Source organism: Serratia sarumanii, from assembly GCF_029962605.1.
Classification (GTDB): Bacteria; Pseudomonadota; Gammaproteobacteria; order Enterobacterales; family Enterobacteriaceae; genus Serratia; species Serratia sarumanii.
The window spans coordinates 4,862,226-4,883,533 of sequence record NZ_CP124750.1 but is presented as its reverse complement, the minus strand read 5'-3'; the positions used below and the strand labels follow the sequence as shown (position 1 = coordinate 4,883,533).

The following is a 21,308-nucleotide window of genomic DNA, read 5'->3' as shown; positions in this document are numbered from 1 at the left end:
GCCGAGAAGGATAAATAACAATGACAAAGAAAGCCGATTACATTTGGTTCAATGGTGAGATGGTTCCCTGGGCCGAGGCCAAAGTGCACGTGATGTCGCACGCGCTGCATTACGGCACGTCGGTATTTGAGGGGGTGCGCTGCTACGACTCGCACTTGGGGCCGGTAGTGTTCCGTCATCGCGAGCATATGCAGCGCCTGCACGACTCGGCGAAAATCTACCGCATGCCGGTTTCGCAAAGCGTCGACGAGCTGATGGAAGCCTGCCGTGCCACGCTGCGCAAGAACAACCTTGTCAGCGCGTACATCCGCCCGCTGGTGTTCGTCGGCGATGTCGGCATGGGCGTCAACCCGCCGGCCGGTTACAAAACGGACGTGATTATCGCGGCGTTTCCTTGGGGCGCTTATCTGGGTGAAGAAGCGCTGGATCAAGGCATCGATGCGATGGTCTCCTCCTGGCACCGCGTCGCACCAAACACCATCCCCACTGCGGCCAAGGCCGGCGGTAACTATCTTTCCTCCCTGCTGGTGGGCAGCGAAGCGCGTCGCCACGGCTATCAGGAAGGCATCGCGCTCGACGTGCACGGCTACATTTCCGAAGGGGCGGGCGAGAACCTGTTTGAAGTGAAAGACGGTGTGATTTACACCCCGCCGTTCACCTCTTCGGCGCTGCCGGGCATCACCCGCGACGCGATCATCAAGCTGGCGAAAGACATGGGCTTCGAAGTGCGTGAGCAGGTGCTGTCGCGCGAATCGCTGTACCTGGCCGACGAAGTGTTCATGTCCGGCACCGCGGCGGAAATCACGCCGGTACGCAGCGTGGACGGCATTCAGGTCGGCATCGGCAAATGCGGTCCGGTGACCAAACAGATCCAACAGGCGTTCTTCGGCCTGTTCAGCGGCAAGACAGAAGACAAATACGGCTGGCTGGATCCGGTAAATCCGTAACGACAAGACAGACAGATAAGAATATCCAGGCGGTTCGTTCGCCGCCTGTCATAAATACATTTGGAGTGAAAAGAGCATGCCTAAGTACCGTTCCGCCACCACCACCCACGGCCGCAATATGGCGGGTGCCCGCGCATTGTGGCGCGCGACCGGGATGACCGACGCCGATTTCGGCAAGCCGATCATCGCCGTGGTCAACTCCTTTACCCAGTTCGTGCCGGGCCACGTGCATCTGCGCGATCTGGGCAAACTGGTCGCCGAGCAGATCGAAGCTTCTGGCGGCGTGGCCAAAGAGTTCAACACCATCGCGGTGGATGACGGCATCGCCATGGGCCACGGCGGCATGCTCTATTCCCTGCCGTCGCGCGAGCTGATCGCCGACTCGGTCGAATACATGGTGAACGCCCACTGCGCCGACGCGATGGTGTGCATCTCCAACTGCGACAAGATCACCCCGGGCATGCTGATGGCGGCGTTGCGCCTGAATATCCCGGTGATCTTCGTCTCCGGCGGCCCGATGGAAGCCGGCAAGACCAAACTCTCCAACCAGATCATCAAGCTGGATCTGGTGGATGCGATGATCCAGGGCGCTAACCCGAACGTCAGCGACGCCGACAGCGAGCAGATCGAGCGTTCCGCCTGCCCGACCTGCGGCTCCTGCTCCGGCATGTTCACCGCTAACTCGATGAACTGCCTGACCGAAGCGCTGGGCCTGTCGCAGCCGGGCAACGGCTCGCTGCTGGCCACCCACGCCGATCGCAAAGCGCTGTTCCTCAACGCCGGCAAGCGCATCGTCGAGCTGACCAAACGCTATTACGAGCAGGACGACGAGAGCGCGCTGCCGCGCAATATCGCCAACAAGGCGGCGTTTGAGAACGCCATGACGCTGGACATCGCCATGGGTGGCTCGACCAACACCGTACTGCACCTGCTGGCTTCGGCGCAGGAAGGCGAGGTGGACTTCACCATGGAAGACATCGATCGCCTGTCGCGCAAAGTGCCGCACCTGTGCAAGGTGGCGCCGAGCACGCAGAAATACCATATGGAAGACGTGCACCGCGCCGGCGGCGTAATCGGCATCCTCGGCGAGCTGGATCGCGCCGGTTTGCTGAACCGCGAGGTGAACAATGTGCTGGGGCTGACCCTGCCGCAGACGCTGGAAGCCTACGACGTGATGCTGACCCGCGACGAAAGCGTCAAGAAAATGTACTCCGCCGGGCCGGCCGGTATCCGCACCACGCAGGCATTCTCTCAGGACTGCCGCTGGGATTCGCTGGACACCGACCGCAAGGAGGGCTGCATCCGCACCCGTGAGCACGCCTACAGTCAGGACGGCGGGCTGGCGGTGCTGTATGGCAACCTGGCGGAAAACGGCTGTATCGTCAAAACCGCCGGCGTAGACAAGGAAATCCTCACCTTCCGCGGCCCTGCCAAAGTGTATGAAAGCCAGGATGATGCGGTAGAAGCTATCCTCGGCGGCAAAGTGGTGGCGGGCGACGTGGTCGTTATCCGTTACGAAGGGCCGAAAGGCGGGCCGGGCATGCAGGAAATGCTTTACCCAACCACGTATCTGAAATCGATGGGGCTGGGCAAGGCGTGTGCGCTGATCACCGACGGGCGTTTCTCCGGCGGCACCTCCGGGCTGTCCATCGGCCACGCCTCGCCGGAGGCGGCCAACGGCGGCCTGATCGCCCTGGTGCAGGACGGCGACATGATCGCGATCGACATTCCGCATCGCGGCATCCAGCTGGATGTCAGCGAGCAGGAGCTGGCGGCGCGGCATGAGGCGGAACTGGCGCGCGGCGACGCGGCCTGGACGCCGAAAAACCGTGAACGTCAGGTGTCCTTCGCGCTGCGCGCTTACGCCTCGCTGGCCACCAGCGCCGACAAAGGCGCGGTGCGCGACAAGAGCAAACTGGGGGGATAAGCAGTATGGCGGTCTCTCAACCCCTACCCAGCGCCCCCTGCGGCGCGGAATATCTGCGAGCGGTACTGCGCTCGCCGGTCTACGAGGTGGCGCAGGTCACCCCGTTGCAGGCCATGAGCAAAATCTCTTCGCGCCTCGGCAACACCATTTTGGTGAAGCGCGAAGATCGCCAGCCGGTGCACAGCTTCAAGCTGCGCGGGGCCTATGCGATGATCGCCGGGCTGGACGAAGAGCAGAAGGCGCGCGGCGTCGTAACGGCTTCGGCCGGCAACCACGCGCAGGGCGTCGCCTTCTCCGGTAAACGGCTGGGGCTCAAAACGCTGATCGTGATGCCGGTGTCCACCGCGGACATCAAGGTGGATGCGGTGCGCGGTTTCGGCGGCGAAGTGTTGCTGCACGGTGCCAATTTCGACGAGGCCAAGGCGAAGGCGATCGAGCTTTCCCAACAGCAGGGCATGACCTTCGTGCCGCCGTTCGATCATCCGACGGTGATCGCCGGGCAGGGCACGCTGGCGATGGAGCTGCTGCAGCAAGACGCGCATCTGGATCGGGTCTTCGTGCCGGTCGGCGGCGGCGGCCTGGCCGCCGGGGTGGCGGTGCTGATCAAGCAGCTGATGCCGCAGATCAAAGTGATCGGCGTCGAAGCGGAAGACTCCGCCTGCCTGCGCGCGGCGCTGGATGCCGGCCATCCGGTGGATCTGGCGCGCGTCGGGCTGTTCGCTGAAGGCGTGGCGGTGAAGCGCATCGGCGACGAAACCTTCCGCCTGTGCCGTGAGTATCTGGACGACGTGATCACCGTGGACAGCGACGCCATCTGCGCGGCGGTCAAAGATCTGTTCGAGGACGTGCGCGCCATTGCCGAACCTTCCGGCGCGCTGGCGCTGGCGGGGCTGAAAAAGTACGTGCAGCAGCACAATATTCAGGGCGAGCGTCTGGCGCACGTGCTGTCCGGCGCCAACCTCAACTTCCACGGGCTGCGCTACGTTTCCGAACGTTGCGAACTGGGCGAACAACGCGAAGCGCTGTTGGCGGTAACCATTCCGGAACAGCAGGGCAGCTTCCTCAAGTTCTGCCAACTGCTGGGCGGCCGCTCGGTGACCGAATTCAACTACCGCTACGCCGATGCCGACAACGCCTGCATTTTCGTCGGCGTGCGTCTGACGCGCGGCCACGCCGAACGGCGGGAGATCATCGACGAACTCAACGCCGACGGTTATCAGGTGGTGGATCTGTCGGACGACGAGATGGCCAAGCTGCACGTGCGCTACATGGTGGGCGGGCGTCCGTCGAAGCCGCTGCGCGAACGGCTGTACAGCTTTGAGTTTCCGGAGTCGCCGGGCGCGCTGCTGAAGTTCCTGCAGACGCTGGGCACGCACTGGAACATTTCGCTGTTCCACTATCGCAGCCACGGCACCGACTTCGGCCGGGTGCTGGCGGCCTTCGAGCTGGCGCAAAGCGAGCCGGAATTCGAGCGTCACCTGCAGGCGCTGGGCTACGATTGCCACGACGAAACCGACAACCCGGCGTTCCGCTTCTTTTTGCAGGGGTGAGTCGGATTGATAAGCAACCGTGACGCGTTAGTCAGTTTATGGGTTGCATGGTTGTGATTTTGTCGTGCATTTTTATACTGCCAAGACTTCTGACGTATAGGGATGCACGACAATGAAAACCGCTTTTTCTACGCCGTTCGGTTCCCCCGAAGACGATTTGACCAACGCCGAGTTTGCCCGCCTGTTGGGCAATACCGGCGTACAAGAATTCTATCGCGATATTAATCTGCAAGCCTTGCAGGACTCGCTGGACTGCAGCCTCGCCTTTCATGGCGTGGGCATTATTTTTTCCGACGGGCAGAACTCATTTTTAGTCCGCCCGACGCAGCACACCGGTTACTCAAACGCTTCGCAGGTTACCCACGTGGTCATCAGCAAAACGGTGGCTCATACTTCACGCGTTGCCGCGACCAATACGCTGTCGGAAGCGTTGAGCAAACCCAGCGTCAGCAAAGAGTTGGCCTCGGCCGCGCTGTCGTGCGGAACGCTGCTGGTATCGGTATTTTTACTGGCGTCGGGCAGCGTCGCCGTGCCGTTTACCGGCGGCACCAGCTCGGCGGTGGCTTATCTGGGCTATGCCGGCATGGCCGCCAGCGCGTTGCAGTGCGGCAATGGGCTGTACCGCGTCAACAAGCTTTATGACGGGAAAGGCGATGAACTGGCTCAGCTCGACTCAGAACAGTGGTATATCGCTACCAGTACCGTGCTCGATGTGATCTCGCTGGCCAGTGCCGGGGCTGCCCTGAAGGAAGCGACGATGACCTACCGCGCCATGCGCCGCATTTCGGCGCGCAAGGCGACGGAATGGCTGAAAAGCATGCCCCGTAGCGAAAGGAAGCGGCTGACCGAAAACATCATTCGGGCGGAAAATCCGGGAATTTCCAATAACGTCTTGAAAGAGATGGTGAAGAACGGCTTATACCCGAAGCGCTACCCGACGGAAGCGATCCAAAACGGGCTGCGCCAGCAATTGCATTCGGCGCTCAATAACTCATTGACGTTCGTGGGTAGCGGCATCAGCGGCACCCTGTCTGCGCCGGTGAATGTGAAAACCACCGGGCAGTATTTTGTGGGCATTATGCAGAAATTGCCGCAGATGGTGAGGTAATGGCGGACTGGATGATTAAACGCCTGATCGCGCAGGGCCGGGAGATGGAACGCCAAATCGCGGCGCGCGATGGCGCGCTTTTCGCCGGTGTGGATGCGCAGCTCGAGCAGCATTTCCTGACGCCGGGCCAGCGGCTGTCGCCGCCGGGCGTCGGCAATGTCATGTTGCTGATGGTTTGCCTGGCGCTGGGGCTGGCGGGCGTGATGGGCCTGGCCACGGACGTGGCGGCCGCCTGGAGCGGCAAGACTTCCGCCGCCGTTCTCATGGGCAGCGGCGCGATCGTGGCGGTGTGGATGACGTTGATCCTGTTCCAACTGGTGCAGGGTAAAAACAGCGGGGTGGTATTGCTGCAATATTACCTTGGCATGCTCGGCCTGTTTTGCCTTGGCGCCGCGGCGGCGTGGGCGGCGGGGATGACCGGCATCGCCACTGTCGCCATGCTGCTGGGGGGCGTGGTTGGCGGGGCGCTATTCAGCAACCGGGCGGCGTTCTATCTCTATGTCGCTTATTTTCGCACGCGTCGGCGCGTGTTGATCAAACGCCGTTGGCAGAGGGAAGATCTGCGCAACACCCGATAAACCGTCAGAACGGAAAAACTTATGACGCAACCCTTCTCCGGCTTTAGCCAGCAGGGTCTGAATTTCCTGCAGCAGGTGCGGATCGAGAACGATAAGGCGTGGTTCGACGGCAACCGCGACATCTACGATCGCGAGCTGCTGGCGCCGTTTCGCGCGCTGGTGGAGCAGTTGGCTCCCGGCATGCTGGCGATCGACCCGCAGTTCGAGACTCGCCCGGCGATCGGCAAAACGCTGTCGCGCATTCATCGCGATACGCGCTTTTCTCATGACAAATCGCGCTACCGCAGCCGCATGTGGCTGACGTTCAAGCGCCCGAGTAAAGACTGGAAAGACGCGCCGGTCTACTTTTTCGAACTGGGGCCGGACATGCTGCGCTATGGGCTCGGCTACTACAGCGCCAACAAGCCGACCATGGATCTGTTCCGCCATACGCTGAGGCAGCGGCCGCAGCCTTTCCTTGAGGTGGCCGCCTGCTGCCGGCCGCCGTTCGAGCTGGTGGGTGAGAGCTACAAGCGCCCGCTGGTGAAGGAACAGGCGGCGGAGATCGCCACCTGGTACAACCGCAAATCGTTCGCGGTGATGGTGACCGACAGCGAAGTGGAAAAGCTGTTCAGCGCCGATCTGGCGCCGCTGCTGGCCGGGGCATTTTTGCAGCTTGAGCCGCTCTACCACTGGCTGATGCAGGTAGAGACGATGAAGCAGGTCGATCCGGCGGATCTGTAAACCCCGCGTCAGCGGGGATGCAGCAAGCGCCAAAAGGCGTCGATCAGCGGATCGCTGAGGCGCTTTTTCTGGACGCAGACCCCCAGCTCGAACGGTTCGACCATCGAGATGTTATCCAGCTGCGAGATGCGGTTGCGTACCGGCTCCGGGCTGTTGTCCACCACCACGCTTGGGATCAGCGCGATGCCGCAGCCCAGAGCGACCATCGACACGATGGCTTCGTGGCCGCCGACGGTGGCGTAAATCAGCGGATTGCTGATGCGGTGGCGGCGGAACCACAGCTCGATGCGTTTTCGCGAAGGGCCGTGCTCCGGCAGGATGAACGGGATCTCGGCCCAGTCGGGCCTGTCGGCGAACGCCTGGCTGCGCACCGCACAGGGCAGCGCTGGCGCGATCAGCACCAGCGGGATTTCGCCGATTTTGGTGAACGCCACGCTGGCGGGCAGCGTTTCCGGCCGGCCGGCGATGCCGAGATCGGCCTCGTTGGATTGCACCTTGTCGACCGCGTCGGCGGCGTCGCCGGTGGTCAGCTTAATCTCCACCAGCGGGTGCTGCGCGCGGAAGCGATCGAGGATCGGCGGCAGGTGGCTGTACGCCGCGGTCACCGAGCAGAACAACCGCAGTTCGCCGCTGAGCGAAGGGCCGTGCTGGCCGAGCGAGTGCTTCAGCTGCTGATATTGCAGCAGCGTTTGCTGGGCGAATTCTTTCAGCTGTTCGCCGGCGTCGGTCAGCTGCACGGTGCGGTTATCGCGCAGGAACAGCGGCTGCCCGAGGATCTCTTCCAGCCGCTGGATCTGGCGGGAGAGCGTCGACGGGCTGACGTGCATCGCCTTGGCGGTGCGCCCGAAGTGATGGCTTTCGGCCAGATGCAGGAACAGCTTTAAATCACGTAAATCCATATCGATACGCTCGCAGTGAGTGTGTTGCATAAATTGCAATGTCACGTTCTTAATATATCAATTTAAGCAACGCATTTCCTGTTATACATTGAGTTTAACGAATCTCCGCACAGACAGGGCGGGGAATGAAAATAACAATGCAAGACAACATCAAACCGGAGTACCACCATGGCTAACTATTTCAACACATTGAACCTGCGTCAGCAGTTGGCGCAATTGGGTAAATGCCGCTTTATGGCGCGCGACGAATTTGCTGACGAAGCCGGCTACCTGAAAGGTAAAAAAGTGGTGATTGTCGGCTGTGGCGCCCAGGGCCTGAACCAGGGGCTGAACATGCGCGACTCCGGCCTGGACGTCGCCTATGCCCTGCGCAAAGAAGCGATCGACGAGAAGCGCGCTTCCTGGCGCAAGGCGACCGAAAACGGCTTTAAGGTCGGCACCTACGAAGACCTGATCCCGCAGGCGGATCTGGTGGTCAACCTGACGCCGGACAAGCAGCACTCTTCCGTGGTGCGCGCGGTGCAGCCGCTGATGAAAGACGGCGCGGCGCTGGGTTACTCCCACGGCTTCAACATCGTTGAAGTGGGTGAGCAGGTGCGTAAAGATATCACCGTGGTGATGGTCGCGCCGAAATGCCCGGGCACCGAAGTGCGTGAAGAGTACAAGCGCGGCTTCGGCGTGCCGACCCTGATTGCGGTTCACCCGGAAAACGATCCGAAAGGCGAAGGCATGGCGATTGCCAAGGCCTGGGCGGCGGCCACCGGCGGCCACCGCGCCGGCGTGCTGGAGTCCTCATTCGTCGCCGAAGTGAAATCCGACCTGATGGGCGAGCAGACCATTCTGTGCGGCATGCTGCAGGCGGGTTCGCTGCTGTGCTTCGATAAGTTGGTTGCTGAGGGCACCGATCCGGCTTACGCCGAGAAACTGATTCAGTTCGGCTGGGAAACCATCACCGAAGCGCTGAAGCAGGGCGGCATCACCCTGATGATGGATCGCCTGTCCAACCCGGCCAAGCTGCGTGCCTATGCGCTGTCCGAACAGCTGAAAACCATCATGGCGCCGCTGTTCCAGAAGCACATGGACGACATCATCTCCGGCGCGTTCTCCAGCGGCATGATGGCCGACTGGGCGGAAGACGACGTGAAATTGCTGACCTGGCGCGAAGAGACCGGCAAAACCGCGTTCGAGAATGCGCCGCAGTTTGAAGGCAAAATCAGCGAGCAAGAGTACTTCGATCACGGCGTGCTGATGGTGGCAATGGTGAAAGCGGGCGTTGAGCTGGCGTTCGAAACTATGGTCGATGCCGGCATCATCGAAGAGTCGGCTTACTATGAGTCGCTGCACGAGCTGCCGCTGATCGCCAACACCATTGCGCGCAAACGTCTGTATGAAATGAACGTGGTTATCTCCGATACCGCAGAGTACGGCAACTACCTGTTCGCCAACGCGGCGGTGCCGCTGCTGAAGGACTTCATGACCACCCTGCAGGCGGGCGATTTGGGCAAAGCCGCGGCGGGTACGGCGGTGGACAACGCGCAGCTGCGTGACGTGAACGAAGCGGTGCGCAGCCACCCGATCGAAACCGTCGGCCGCAAACTGCGTGGCTACATGACCGACATGAAACGCATCGCCGTTGCGGGCTGATTTCCCGCAAGGCAAAGCACACAGAGCCGGCAGCGATGCCGGCTTTTTTATGCCTACGGTGGCGTGATCAATTGCCGTTCGAGGCAGCGCCGGATCGCGTGTTTGGCGTTGGCGACCCCCAGCTTACGCACCGCATTGCCGATGTGAAACTTCACCGTGCCGGTTTTTATCCCCAGGATCAGCGCGATCTCATGGTAGGTTTTGCCCTGGCTGGCCCAGTAGAGGATTTCCCCTTCGCGCGGCGAGAGCCGGTCTGTCCGGCTCGCCTCGGCGCTGGCCAAGGCCAGAGCGTGCTGGTGGGTATCGACCAATACCATCTGCAGGCTGGCCCTCTCGTCTTCCATCAGCTGCCGCAGTTCGGCGTCATCGGCTGCCGTGGCGCTGATCGACAAGATCGCCAGGTTGTTGTCGTGATCGTGCAAAACAAAGCTGCAGCCGTGCACGATGTCGTACTCCCGCGCCTGGCTGAAGATCTTCCGGTAATGCCGATCCTCGGTGGTGACGGGGGTGTCGTGCCACATAAAGGGCGCGCAGCGACTATGGGCGGCGCGCACGACGGGATCGATGCGCTGATAGCGATTGGCGCTGTAGATGTCCAGCCATTCTTGCGGGTAGCTCGAGACCAGCAGATGGCGATCGGGAAGGTGTTTGTTGAAGGTCAAATAAGCGTATTTGAATTGGTTGAAGGCGTGCAGTCGGCCGTCAAGATGCAGTCTTGCGGCGACGGCGTTGGCGAATGTGACGGTCATTGGTAACCTCCCTGTCGTTCGCGGCTCAGCCCGACCTGCACCAAAGTCCAGCTAGTCAGTGCGGCGGATTGAAATTTATACTCGGCTAATAAATTCAAAAAGGCAGCAATGCCAAGACCCGAGCTTAGCAGCTCTGGGCGGAAATAAGCCAACGCCAGGGAAATTCTTTCAATCATCCTCTCATCAATGCTTCTGGGATCTATTGTGCGGGCGGCGAGGCTACCTCGCCGCCGCCTTATTGGCTATGCGGGCATCGCCGCTGCGGGAATGATGGCGCCGCGGTGTTGGATCACCGTTGCGGCGAGCTGGTGGCCGCGCTGCGCCGCCTGTTGGGCGCTGCCGCCGTTCAGGCGTACCGCCAGGTAACCGGCGCTGAAAGAGTCGCCCGCCGCGGTGGTATCCACCACGCGCTCCGGCGGCAGCGCGATGGCCGGCACCTCAAGCCGCTCTCCCTCCACGCTGAACACCAGACAGGCATCCGCGCCGCGTTTGATAACGATCTCGCCGACGCCGAGCGCCTGCGTGCGCGCCACCACCTGTTCAACCGGCTGCGTGCCCCACAGCAGCTCTTCGTCATCCAGCGTCAGGAAGGCGATGTCGGTGCAGGCCAGCACCTCACGGTAGGCCTGCTGCGTTTCCTCACGGCTGTGCCACAGGCGCGGGCGATAGTTATTGTCGAAGATAACCTGGCCGCCGTTGGCGCGGCAGCGGCGCAACAGCGCCAGCAGCTTCGTGCGGTCGGCAGGCGCGAGGATCGCCAGGCTAATGCCGCTGAGATACAGGTAATCGAACTGCGCCAGCCGGGCGCACAGTGCGTCGGCCTGGGGACCCGCCAGCCAATACCGGGCGGCGGCGTCGTTGCGCCAGTAGTAGAAGGTGCGTTCGCCGGCGGCGTCGGTTTCGATCACGTACAGGCCCGGCAGTTTGTTTTCCAACCGCTGAATCAGCCCGGTCTCGATCTTCTCCTGCCGCCAGGCCTGCAGCATCTCGTCGCTGAAGCTGTCGGTGCCGAGCGCGGTGACGTAATGCACCTGCAGCGTCTGTTCCGGCATTTGGCGGGCGAGGTAGACGGCGGTGTTGAGGGTATCGCCGCCAAAGCCGCGCGTCAGCTGTGCGCCCTGCTGCGACAGTTCGATCATGCATTCGCCGATCACGGCGAGATTTCGGATAGTCATCGTCAATAAGCCCTGGCTAAAGAAGAAGCAACAACCGCCAGTCTCCACGCAAGGCGGTGAGGGAGTCAATAAATTAAAACGGTGTTTTGATTTTTTATGATCGCGATCGGCCCATGCCAAAACAGGGTGAAGAAGAAACCGTGCGGCAATTCGTGCTTAAAGTTTTGCGCGGCGCGGCCGATAAGCTGGGTAAAGAAACAGCGGCAGCGCTCTCACTTCCCCGCCACGGCGATAGTACCGATGATAACCAACCTGATCTCGGGTCTGCTGGCGCCCTGTTTTGCCCTCTATGCCTGCGCCAAATCGCGGCGCTACTGGCGGCAATGCCGGCGCTTGTATACCTTCCAGCCGATTTATCGCACCAGCGGCGCGCTGCTGGCGGTGGAACTGCTGACGGCGGTATATCACCCGAATGAACCGGACAAACGGCAATCCCCGGAACAGTATTTTTCCTCGCTCGGCGTCGCCCAGCGTTTGCGGGTGATCCAGGAACAGCTGGCGCTGTTGCAGCGCTGGCAGGCATTGTTCATTCGCCACGCGTTGATGGTGTCGGTCAATATCGACGGCATGGCGCTGCAAGCGTTGCAGCGCCATAGCGAGCTGCAGCGGCAGATCGCCGAGATGCCCTATCTGCGCTTCGAACTGGTGGAGCACGCCGAAACGGCGTCAAACCGCCCGTTGCACCAGATGGTCGGCGGCGAACGGCTGTGGCTGGACGATTTCGGCAGCGGGCTGGCCAACTTCTCCGCCGTCGGCGCCTGGCGCTATCAATACATCAAGGTAGCGCGCGAATTGTTCACCTTGCTTAAACAGTCTGAAGAGGGCGTGCAGCTGCTCGGCACCCTGATCAAGATGATGAACCAGTACAGCGACGGGGTGATCGTCGAAGGCGTGGAAACCGAGCAGGAGTGGCGGCTGGTGCAGCGTTCCGGCGCGTTGGCCGCGCAGGGTTACTATCTTTCCCGCCCGGCATGCTTTGAAACTTTACACAGCGTACCGACGCTGTTCGCCGCGCCCGGCGCGCCGGCGTGAACTCCGGCCTATCCTCAGCTAATCTTAAACGGGGCTGCTCATTCCTTTTCCTTTCATTCGGCAGCCCGGTTTATGTGCTGAGGGAGCCCTATGACAAGAACAGGAAAGGTTTTCAGCTGGCTGGGCGGCATTGTGCTGCTGGCGATCGCCGCGCTGGCGATCTTCATCGCTACCTTCGACTGGAATCGACTCAAGCCCACCATCAACGACAAAGTGTCGGCCGAACTGCGGCGGCCGTTCGCCATCCGCGGCGATCTGGGCGTCGACTGGTCGCGTAACCGGGATGAGGGCGGCTGGCGCGCCTGGGTGCCCTGGCCGCATATTCACGCCGAAGACGTGTGGCTGGGTAACCCGAAAAACATGCCCGGCGACAGCATGGTGACGCTGCAGCGCGTCGACGCCAGCATCGCACCGCTGGCGTTGCTGAAGAAAGAACTGCTGATCCCGCGCATTTGGCTCAAGCAGCCGAATGCGTCGTTGCAACGCCTGGCCAACGGCGACAACAACTGGACGTTTGACCTGGCCGCTGGCCAGGATCCGCAGCAACCGCCTTCCGACTGGTCGTTCACCGTTCACGACATCGTGTTCGACAAGGGGCAGATCGCCTTTAAAGACGCCACGCTGAAGGCGGACTTCCGCGCCGTCATCGATCCGCTCGGCAAACCGCTGCCGTTCAGTGAAGTGACCGGCAAACAGAGCAGCGGCAAGGCCGCCACTCCTGACTACGTCTTCGGTTGGCAGGTCAAGGGCAAATACAACGGCGAGCCGCTGAGCGGCAGCGGCAAGATTGGCGGCATGCTGTCGCTGCAGAGCGCCGATCTGCCGTTCCCGCTGCAGGCCGACGTGCGCTCCGGCAGCACCCGTGTGGCGGTGGCGGGCACCTTGACCGATCCGCTGAACCTCGGCGGGCTGGACGTGCAGCTGAAATTTTCCGGCGAAAGCCTGGGTAATCTCTATGGCTTGACCGGCGTGCTGCTGCCGAACACGCCGCCGTATGCGACCGATGGCCATCTGATTGCCCGCCTGCATCAGCCGGGCGGCGCCGTGTTCGAATATCAGAAATTCGACGGCAAAATCGGTGACAGCGACATTCACGGCGATTTGAAATACGTTGCCGGTAAGCCGCGGCCGACGCTGAGCGGCGCGGTGAGCTCCCGGCAGCTGAGGTTGGCGGATCTGGCGCCGCTGATCGGCGCGGACTCCAACGCCGCCAAAGCCGGGCGCGGCGAGAAGAGCCGCCAGCCGGCGGATAAGGTGCTGCCGGTCGAACAGTTCGATACGCAAAGCTGGCGCAAGATGGATGCGGACGTGAAGTTTGCCGCCGCGCGTATCGAACGCGGCAGCGATTTGCCGCTGAGCGATTTGGCCACGCATCTGAAGCTGAACAATGGCGAACTGCGCCTGGATCCGCTGCGCTTCGGCATGGCGGGCGGCAGCCTGAACGCCGTGGTGCGCCTCGACGGCGGCAAAAAGCCGATGCGCGGCCAGGTGGATATGCATGCGCGCAAACTCCAGCTCAAACAGCTGTTGCCGAACGTGGCGGCGATGAAGCGCAGCCTCGGGCAGATGAACGGCGACGCCAGGCTGACGGGCAGCGGCAATTCGGTGGCCGAGCTGCTGGCGACCAGCAACGGCGACCTGCGCCTGTTGATCAATAACGGGGTGATCAGCCGTAGCCTGATGGAGATCCTCGGCCTGAACGTCGGCAACTATCTGGTGGCGCAGCTGTTCGGCGACGACGTGGTGGGCATCAATTGCGCCGCGGCGGACGTCGGCATCCGCAGCGGCGTCGCCGCGCCGCGGCTGTTCGTGTTCGACACCGAGAACGCGGTGATCAACATCACCGGCAACACCAACCTCTCCACCGAACGGCTGGATTTGTCCATCGATCCGGAAAGCAAGGGGATGCGCGTGCTGACCCTGCGCTCGCCGCTGTACGTGAAAGGCACCTTCAAGCACCCCGACGCCGGGGTGAAAGCCGGGCCGCTGATCGCGCGCGGTGCGGCGGCGGTGGCGTTGGGGGCGGTGCTGACGCCGGCGGCGGCGCTGCTGGCGCTGGTTTCACCCAGTGAAGGCGGCGAGGAGAACCAGTGCGGGCAGATCCTGCGGGAGATGAAAGGCAAAAAATAGTCAGGCGTGCGGCGGCGGCGTGAGTAGCCGGCAGTCGTGATCCTGGATCTCTTCCGCCGAGGCCAGGGTAAACGGCAGCAGGCTGCGCTCGGTCGCCAGCAGCAGGAAATCGCCGTCCGGCAGCGCGGTCATCGCCAGGCCGAAGCTGCCCATGCGCCTTTCGGCGCGCGGCAGGCCGGAAGCCAACAGGCGGAAGGCGCCCTGTTGTTCCAGTTCGGCGGGGGTCACCCGCCGCCCCAGATAGTCATGCCCCAACAGGCCGCCGGGCAACGGTTGCCATTGATCGATAAAATCGGGGCCGATCTGCGCCAGCCGCTGTTTTACCGCCGGCAGCAGGCAGGAGATATGAATGTGCAGCTGGTTTTGCGTGCGGCCATATTCCGAGTTGATCGCCAGTGAAATATCGCCATCGTCGATCGGTTTGCCATAGTGTTCCGCCATCACGTGGCGCGCGCGCCAGGCCTGGGCGAAGAAATTCGGCGTAGTGGCGTCCAGCACCGCCGGGCTTTCTATCCCGGTGATTTTGGCGCTGGGCATCAGCAGGTATTGCAGCGGCCCGTTGCGATCTTTAAACACCACGAAGCCGGCCGGCACATCTACCTGCGTGCAGGGCGCCGGGTTGTCATGCGCTTGCTGATTGGGCAGACATTGCTGGCTGACGATGCGCCACAGCGCATCGGGATGATCAGGCTTCAACCCGTAATAGAGCGCGATGGCGAGAGCCGCCAGCAGCGCAACGCAGACAAATACCCCACGACGCAGAGACATCGGCCGATCCTGTTACCGAGAGAAACATCCAGCATAGCCCGGTTTTATGACAGTAAACGAACAACGCGTGCGGCCCCCGCAGTGAGAGGGCCGCAGGGGATCACAGCGACCGGTGGCGGGTTTCTTTCATCAACAGCAGGGCCAGCAGCGTCAACCCGGCCATCGCCGCCAGGTACATGCCGACGTAGAACAGCCCGTAGTGGGCCGCCAGCCAGGTGGCGATATAAGGCGCCACGGACGCGCCGAGGATCGACGCGACGTTGTAGGAGAACGACGCGCCGGTATAGCGCACTTCGGTCGGGAACAGCTCCGGCAGCAGCGCGCCCATCGGGCCAAAGGTCAGCCCCATGATGCTCAGGCCGCACAGCAGGAAGCCCATCACCAGCGCCTGATTGCCGGAACCCAGCAGGGGCGGGAACAGGAACGCGAAGCCGATCATCAGCAGGGTAATGGCGATCATGGTCTTGCGGCGGCCGAACGCATCCGCCAGCAGGCCGGCGATCGGCACCATCACGCCGAAGCCGATCACCGCCACCATCAGCATCCACAGGAAGCTGTTGCGGGAGTAGCCGAGGCCCAGCGGCTGCGGCGCGGTGCCGTAGGTCATCGAATACACCGTCATCAGATAAAACAGCGTGTAGGTCGCCAGCATGATGAAGGTGCCGAGGATAGTGGCTTTCAGATGCTTGCTCAGCAGCGTGCCGAGCGGCACTTTCACCTGTTTGCCGGCCTTGGCCACTTTGGCGAACACCGGCGTTTCATGCAGCGATACCCGAACGTACAGGCCGATCAGCACCAGCGCCGCGGAGAGGATGAACGGCACGCGCCAGCCCCAATCCATAAACTGCTGGTCGCTCAGCAGCCAGGAGAGCAGCAGGAAGGTGCCGTTGGCGAAGAAGAAGCCGATCGGCGCGCCCAACTGCGGGAAGGAGCCGTACAGCGCGCGCTTTTTGGCCGGCGCGTTCTCCGTCGCCAGCAGGGCGGCGCCGCCCCATTCGCCGCCCAGCCCCAGGCCCTGCCCAAAGCGCGCCAGCGCCAGCAGGATAGGGGCGAAGATGCCGATGGTTTCATAGCTTGGCAGCAGGCCGATCAGCACGGTGGAAATCCCCATGGTCAGCAGCGAGGCGACCAGCGTGACCTTGCGCCCTACCCGATCGCCGAAGTGGCCGAACAGCGCAGAGCCGATAGGGCGCGCGACAAAGGCGACGGCGAAGGTGGCCAGCGACTGCAGCGTCGCGGTGGTCGGGTCGCCCTGCGGGAAGAAGATGTGCGGGAACACGATCACCGCGGCGGTGGCGTAGATGTAGAAGTCGAAGAACTCGATGGCGGTGCCGACCAGCGAGGCGACGATGACTTTCCCGCGGGAGTTCACCGGTGTGGACGCCTCGTCGGCGTCGAGTGGGGGTGCGATGGTGGCTTGCATAATATTTCTTATCGTTAGAGGGGGTAAAAATCCATCTTAGTGACAGCATGCGGCCTTTTCAACGCGGGAGCTTTGGGCAACGCCGCTCCTAACCGGTTAAAAAGACTAATGTTTTACCGGGCTTCTTTTCTGCAGCGTTAAACGTTGAGAAATGGAGTTCGCGCAGAGGGAATGGCTGTAAAAACGGCAAAGAAAAGTGACTGGGCAGTTTGTTATGCTGGTTTTTCGGATGGCGCACCGCGCGATTCAGATGTATTGACTGGTTTTTTGGCTGTTAACCAGATGAACCTGCCGGTGTGTGCGATAACACCGGCACGATTGCATGGCTTCAGCGCGCTGGCGGCTCGCGTTCCGGCAACGCTTTGTCGCCTTTGTAGTCGGCGGTGGCGATCCAGGCGGCGCAAAACAGCGTCAAACGAGCGAAGAAGTAGAAGAACGCCATCAGCCCGATCACCGATCCGAAGGCCGCGCCGGAAGGCGACTTCGCCACCTGCGGCAGCGTCATGGTCATCACGAACTTGATCACCTCAAAGCCGATGGCGGCGAGCAAGGTGCCGCGCAGCAGCGCTTTTTTCTTCGGTTTGTGGCGCGGCAGCATCCAGAAAATCCACAGGAACAGCAGATAGTTGGCGAAGATCGAGATCGACAGCGCGATCGTCGTCAGCGCCGGCCGCAGCCATTCGATGCCGTCCAGCCCCAGCGCGTTGACGATCGCCGCCTGCGCCGACCCGGCGACCGAGGTCAGCGACAGCGTGATAATCAGCGCGACCACCAGGCCGGTCAGCGAGATGAAGTCGCGGGTGTATTTGAAGTAGATTTTCTCCTGATCCTGCGGATTGCGCTCCCAGACATCGCGCGACTGCGCGCGGATCGCCTCGCGCAGATTGCCCATCCAGCTGATGCCGGAATAGAGCGCCAGCGCCAGGCCGGTCAACCCCACGGTGGTGCGCTGCTGAATGGCGGTATTGACGGTGTTCTTCAGCGTGCTGGCCAGCGTCGGATCGCTGATGCTGCCGACGATCCGGTTGATCAAGCGGGCCAGCAGATCCGGATTGGAGGCCAGCACGAAGCCGGCGGCGGCAAACGACACCATCAGGATCGGGATCAGCGAGAGGAATGAAAAATAGGTGATGGCGGCGCCGAACTGGCTACCCAGCCGATCGTTAAAGCGTTCGGCCGCGCGCAGCAGGTGCGCCACGCTCGGCCAGGCTTTGATGCGTTCAATCAGACGTGAAAAACCACCGATGCGGCGGTCGAGGGTCTCATGGCCGGTCTTGATGGCGATAAGCGGCTTCGGCGGCGTGTCTTGTGCGGGCTGGCGGCGTTCCTGGTCTGGTCCTGTAGGCATTACTTCACGATTTCCTTAACGTTAAACGACATGTTTCAGCATTGATTATAGCCAAAGCCCCGCGGCGTTTTGAGCGCCGGGGCGGTAAACGGTCATTTTCCGAGCTTAGCGCGTTAGCGCCCGGCATGAAATGCCGGGGAGGGGCAGATAGGTAAAATTCCTATGAAAACCCCGTGGCGCCTCGGTTTTTTTCACTTTCCTACCTCCAATTTTTATCTGTTTCGTCGGCGAGAAAGCGTTTACTCATGATGTGGCGTTGCGCTTTGCCGCTCGCCGCTCCGCTGCAGCCGTAGGGGCTGGAACGGTCTCATCCGTCATCAACAGAAAAACTGGAAGGTCTTATGAAATTGCTTAATCACCCCACCTGCCGCCCGTTTACCGAAGCGGGCAATCTGTCGCAGCTGTCCGCCTACTATGAAGAGGGGCGGCACATCATGTGGATGCTGCTGCGCGCCGCGCCGCGCCCCTGCTTCAACCAGGCGCTGATCGAAGACATCATGACGCTGGCGCAGGCGGCGAAGGAATCTTCGCTGCGGTTCGATTTCTGGGTCACCGGCTCGCTGGTGCCGAACATGTTCAACGTCGGCGGCGATCTGCAGTTCTTCGCCGACGCGATCAAAAACCGCAAGCGCGAGGCGATGATGGCCTACGCGCGCGCCTGCATCGACTGCGTGCATGCGGCGGCTCGCGGTTTCGACACCGGCGCGGTCAGCATTGCGATGGTCGAAGGCAGCGCGCTGGGGGGCGGCTTTGAAGCGGCGTTGGCGCACCATTTCGTGCTGGCGCAGAACAATGCGCGCATGGGGTTTCCGGAGATCGCGTTCAATCTGTTTCCCGGTATGGGCGGTTACTCGCTGGTGGCGCGCAAGGCGGGCATGCGCTTGGCCGAGGAGCTGATTTGGGGCGGCGAGTCGCATACCGCAGAGTGGTTCGAGAGCCGCGGGCTGGTGGATCAGCTGTTCCAGCCCGGCGACGCCTACATGGCGACGCGCACCTTTATCGATACCATTCGGCCGAAGCTCAACGGCATGCGCGCCATGCTGCGGGCGCGTCAGCGCGTGTTGCAGCTGACGCGCTCCGAGCTGATGGACATTACCGAAGATTGGGTGCACTCGGCCTTTACCATTGAGGAAAAAGACCGCGCCTACATCGAGCGGCTGGTGATGTTGCAGGATCGCCATACCCTGAACCTGCGTCGTGCCGGCTAACCTTAACGCGCCCGCCTCATGCGGAGGGTGAGCGCGGGCGATAGGACTGCAGCCAATGCTCCAGCTGTTCCGGGAGCATTGGCCGCGCAAACAGAAAGCCCTGTTTTTCGTCCACGCCGACCTCGTCGAGGAAGTGGTTTTCGCTCTCGGTCTCCACCCCTTCGGCGATCACCCGGAACGCCAACGCCTCCGCCGCCGCAACGATCGCGCGCACCAACGATTGCGATACCGGGTTGAAATTCACCCCGCGCACGAAGCTTTTATCCAGCTTGATGGCGTCCAGAGGAATGCGCGCCAGCTGCGCCAGCGACGAATAGCCGGTGCCGAAGTCGTCGAGATGCACCTGCGCGCCCAGTTCGCGCAGCCGGGTGATCAACGCGCGCGCGCGGTTCTCGTCTTCAATCAGACTGCTTTCGGTCAACTCGAAGTCCAGCAGACAGGGGGCCATGCGGTGACGGCGCAGCACCCCGAGCAGGTCGTTGACGATGCTGTCATCGGCCAGCTGACGGGCAGAGAGGTTGACCGCCACCCGCAGATTTAAGCCCTGTTCTTGCCACTGCGCCGCCTGCCCGGCGGCGGTCTGCAGCACCCATTGGCCGAGCGGGCCGATCAGGCCGGACTCCTCGGCGTAGGAAATGAACTGCAGCGGCGGGATCAGGCCGCGCTCCGGCGAATCCCAGCGCACCAGCGCTTCCACGCTGTGCACTTCACCGCTGCGCGCGTCGATTTTCGGCTGGTAATACAGCACCAGCTGATTTTGCTCCAGCCCTTTGCGCAGATTGGTGTCCAGCCACATGTATTCGGCGACGCGTTTATTCATCTCCGGCGAGAAGACGGTATAGGTACGTTTGCCGTGCTCCTTGGCGACGTACATGGCGGTATCGGCGCTGCGGATCAGGCTGTCGAGATCGTTGCCGTGCTCCGGGCACAGCGCGATGCCGATCGAACAGCCGGTATACACCTCAATCAGGCCGATGCGGAAAGGGGTTTTCAGCCTGTCGATGATGCGCTGCGCCAGCGTTTGCAGGCGCTCGCGATCGGCTTGCGGTGCCAGCACCAGGAATTCGTCGCCGCCGAGGCGGGCGAGCACCTGGTCCGGGCCCAGGCAGCCGAGGATCGCCAGCGCGACCTCGACCAGCAGCCGATCGCCGAACATATGGCCGTAGGCGTCGTTGACCTTTTTGAAGTTGTCCAGATCGAGGTACACCAGGCCGAAACTCTCTTCGCCGCGCGTGGCGATGGCGTGATTGATCTTGTCCTGGATGGCGTTACGGTTCGGCAGGCCGGTGATGAGATCGGTGTTGGCCAGCACCCGCAGCCGCTCCTGCGCCCGGCGTTCTTCGGTGATGTCGGTACCGGAGCAGATCAGAAAGACTTCGTTTTTGCCGCTGCCGCTGTGCACGAACTTATTGCGGAACAGGAACAGCCGTTCGCCCTTGACCGTCTTTACCCAGCGTTCCACCTCATAGGACGAACCGTTGCGGAAGAAGCCGGCGATGTTGCGCCGCGAAGCGGCGGCTTCTTCCGGGCTCATAAACAGCTGGAAAACGTTTTTGCCGATCACCTCGTGTTCGTGCAGCCCGGTATACTCCTCGCTCAGCCGGTTGAAACGCTGAATGCGGCCGTGTTGATCGACGATCACGATCACCGAGTTGGCTTCGGACACCACCTGCTCGGCGAAGGAGAGGCCGTGCACCAGGTCGCGCGCCACAGATTGGGTGTCGCTGAAGGCGGAAGCGGTGCCCGCCCATTCGAGGTTGTTGACGCGGCGCCCGACCAGATGCAGATGCAGCGGTGCACCGGCTAGCGTAATGGTCAGCTCCAGGCTGGCGGTGACGCCGGTCAGGCGACGGATTTTCGCCGCTTCCATGGCGCTGAGCGCCACCGCGACGTGGGCTTTGCCTTTAACGGCGGACAGCTCCAGGGCATTGCTGTCAAACGCCAGCCGCCAGTGGGGGCTTTGGGTGCCGAAGTGGGCGTTAAGAAGCTCAGGGCCTTGGTCTGCGGGCATGATGATTCCTCAAAAGAGCACGGGCGGCCGGTCAGCACAGCTCCGGGCAGCCTGTTGGCCCGAAAGCGATCGCCGTACGCATCTGTGC

Annotated in this window: 18 protein-coding genes; 10 read left to right on the top strand and 8 right to left on the bottom strand. The window is 62.0% G+C overall.

Translation table 11 applies throughout. The features are described from left to right. Window positions 1-20 precede the first annotated feature (20 nt). From SSARUM_RS23065 to SSARUM_RS23040, 6 genes are all read left to right on the top strand, one after another. Window positions 21-947, top strand: a complete 927-nt coding sequence (locus tag SSARUM_RS23065; protein ID WP_033636413.1) for a branched-chain amino acid transaminase — start codon at window positions 21-23, stop codon at window positions 945-947. Window positions 948-1,023: 76 nt separating this feature from the next. After that, window positions 1,024-2,874 carry a dihydroxy-acid dehydratase gene (ilvD, locus tag SSARUM_RS23060; protein WP_033649965.1) on the top strand — a complete coding sequence of 617 codons (1,851 nt, stop codon included), beginning with the start codon at window positions 1,024-1,026 and terminating at the stop codon, window positions 2,872-2,874. A 5-nt stretch (window positions 2,875-2,879) separates the two neighbouring features. Next, window positions 2,880-4,424, top strand: a complete 1,545-nt coding sequence (gene ilvA / locus SSARUM_RS23055; protein WP_033649966.1) for a threonine ammonia-lyase, biosynthetic — start codon at window positions 2,880-2,882, stop codon at window positions 4,422-4,424. A 112-nt stretch (window positions 4,425-4,536) separates the two neighbouring features. Next, complete coding sequence (locus SSARUM_RS23050) at window positions 4,537-5,532, top strand: hypothetical protein (RefSeq protein ID WP_033654501.1); 996 nt, start codon at window positions 4,537-4,539, stop codon at window positions 5,530-5,532. Beyond that, entirely contained in the window at window positions 5,532-6,110 is a 579-nt protein-coding gene (locus tag SSARUM_RS23045) for a hypothetical protein (RefSeq protein ID WP_060431314.1), read from the top strand. Before SSARUM_RS23050 ends, SSARUM_RS23045 begins: the two co-directional genes overlap by 1 nt. Window positions 6,111-6,131: 21 nt before the next feature. Then, window positions 6,132-6,833 (top strand): DUF2461 domain-containing protein, encoded by a 702-nt coding sequence (locus SSARUM_RS23040; protein ID WP_060388456.1) that lies wholly within the window; start codon window positions 6,132-6,134, stop codon window positions 6,831-6,833. A gap of 8 nt (window positions 6,834-6,841) precedes the next feature. On the opposite strand, the gene ilvY is transcribed toward SSARUM_RS23040, so the two are convergent. Next, entirely contained in the window at window positions 6,842-7,732 is an 891-nt protein-coding gene (gene ilvY, locus SSARUM_RS23035) for an HTH-type transcriptional activator IlvY (RefSeq protein WP_033636409.1), read from the bottom strand. Window positions 7,733-7,900: 168 nt separating this feature from the next. On the opposite strand from ilvY, the gene ilvC reads away from it, so the two are divergent. Beyond that, window positions 7,901-9,376, top strand: a complete 1,476-nt coding sequence (ilvC, locus tag SSARUM_RS23030) for a ketol-acid reductoisomerase (RefSeq protein WP_038874693.1) — start codon at window positions 7,901-7,903, stop codon at window positions 9,374-9,376. 53 nt (window positions 9,377-9,429) lie between these two features. Here the strand turns inward: ilvC and SSARUM_RS23025 are convergent, their stop codons facing one another. The 3 genes from SSARUM_RS23025 to kdgK form a co-directional block, all read right to left on the bottom strand. After that, entirely contained in the window at window positions 9,430-10,125 is a 696-nt protein-coding gene (locus SSARUM_RS23025) for a LuxR family transcriptional regulator (protein WP_033649969.1), read from the bottom strand. Continuing rightward, window positions 10,122-10,301, bottom strand: coding sequence for a hypothetical protein (locus tag SSARUM_RS23020; protein ID WP_033649970.1), 180 nt, complete (start codon window positions 10,299-10,301; stop codon window positions 10,122-10,124). The genes SSARUM_RS23025 and SSARUM_RS23020 overlap by 4 nt, the downstream gene beginning before the upstream one ends. A gap of 66 nt (window positions 10,302-10,367) precedes the next feature. Beyond that, window positions 10,368-11,300, bottom strand: a complete 933-nt coding sequence (kdgK, locus tag SSARUM_RS23015; protein ID WP_033649971.1) for a 2-dehydro-3-deoxygluconokinase — start codon at window positions 11,298-11,300, stop codon at window positions 10,368-10,370. A gap of 240 nt (window positions 11,301-11,540) precedes the next feature. Between kdgK and pdeH the strand changes: the two genes are divergently transcribed. After that, entirely contained in the window at window positions 11,541-12,332 is a 792-nt protein-coding gene (gene pdeH / locus SSARUM_RS23010) for a cyclic-guanylate-specific phosphodiesterase (protein WP_033649972.1), read from the top strand. 90 nt (window positions 12,333-12,422) lie between these two features. Next, entirely contained in the window at window positions 12,423-14,462 is a 2,040-nt protein-coding gene (locus tag SSARUM_RS23005) for an AsmA family protein (protein ID WP_033649973.1), read from the top strand. Here the strand turns inward: SSARUM_RS23005 and SSARUM_RS23000 are convergent, their stop codons facing one another. The 3 genes from SSARUM_RS23000 to yhjD all read right to left on the bottom strand — a co-directional run bounded on the left by SSARUM_RS23000 (window position 14,463) and on the right by yhjD (window position 18,001). After that, a complete protein-coding gene (locus tag SSARUM_RS23000) occupies window positions 14,463-15,230 on the bottom strand; it encodes a CDP-diacylglycerol diphosphatase (protein ID WP_060431310.1) in 768 nt (255 codons plus the stop codon). It abuts the gene before it with no gap. A 100-nt stretch (window positions 15,231-15,330) separates the two neighbouring features. Continuing rightward, window positions 15,331-16,653: an MFS transporter gene (locus tag SSARUM_RS22995; protein ID WP_039569733.1), complete on the bottom strand. Its 1,323-nt coding sequence runs from the start codon at window positions 16,651-16,653 to the stop codon at window positions 15,331-15,333. 328 nt (window positions 16,654-16,981) lie between these two features. Further along, on the bottom strand, window positions 16,982-18,001 hold the full coding sequence (gene yhjD, locus SSARUM_RS22990; protein ID WP_033636401.1) for an inner membrane protein YhjD: 1,020 nt from the start codon (window positions 17,999-18,001) through the stop codon (window positions 16,982-16,984). 341 nt (window positions 18,002-18,342) lie between these two features. On the opposite strand from yhjD, the gene SSARUM_RS22985 reads away from it, so the two are divergent. After that, window positions 18,343-19,209, top strand: a complete 867-nt coding sequence (locus tag SSARUM_RS22985; RefSeq protein ID WP_033636400.1) for a crotonase/enoyl-CoA hydratase family protein — start codon at window positions 18,343-18,345, stop codon at window positions 19,207-19,209. A 16-nt stretch (window positions 19,210-19,225) separates the two neighbouring features. Here SSARUM_RS22985 and pdeR read toward each other — a convergent pair whose 3' ends face one another. Next, entirely contained in the window at window positions 19,226-21,220 is a 1,995-nt protein-coding gene (pdeR, locus tag SSARUM_RS22980; RefSeq protein ID WP_033654492.1) for a cyclic di-GMP phosphodiesterase, read from the bottom strand. Window positions 21,221-21,308: the final 88 nt, after the last annotated feature.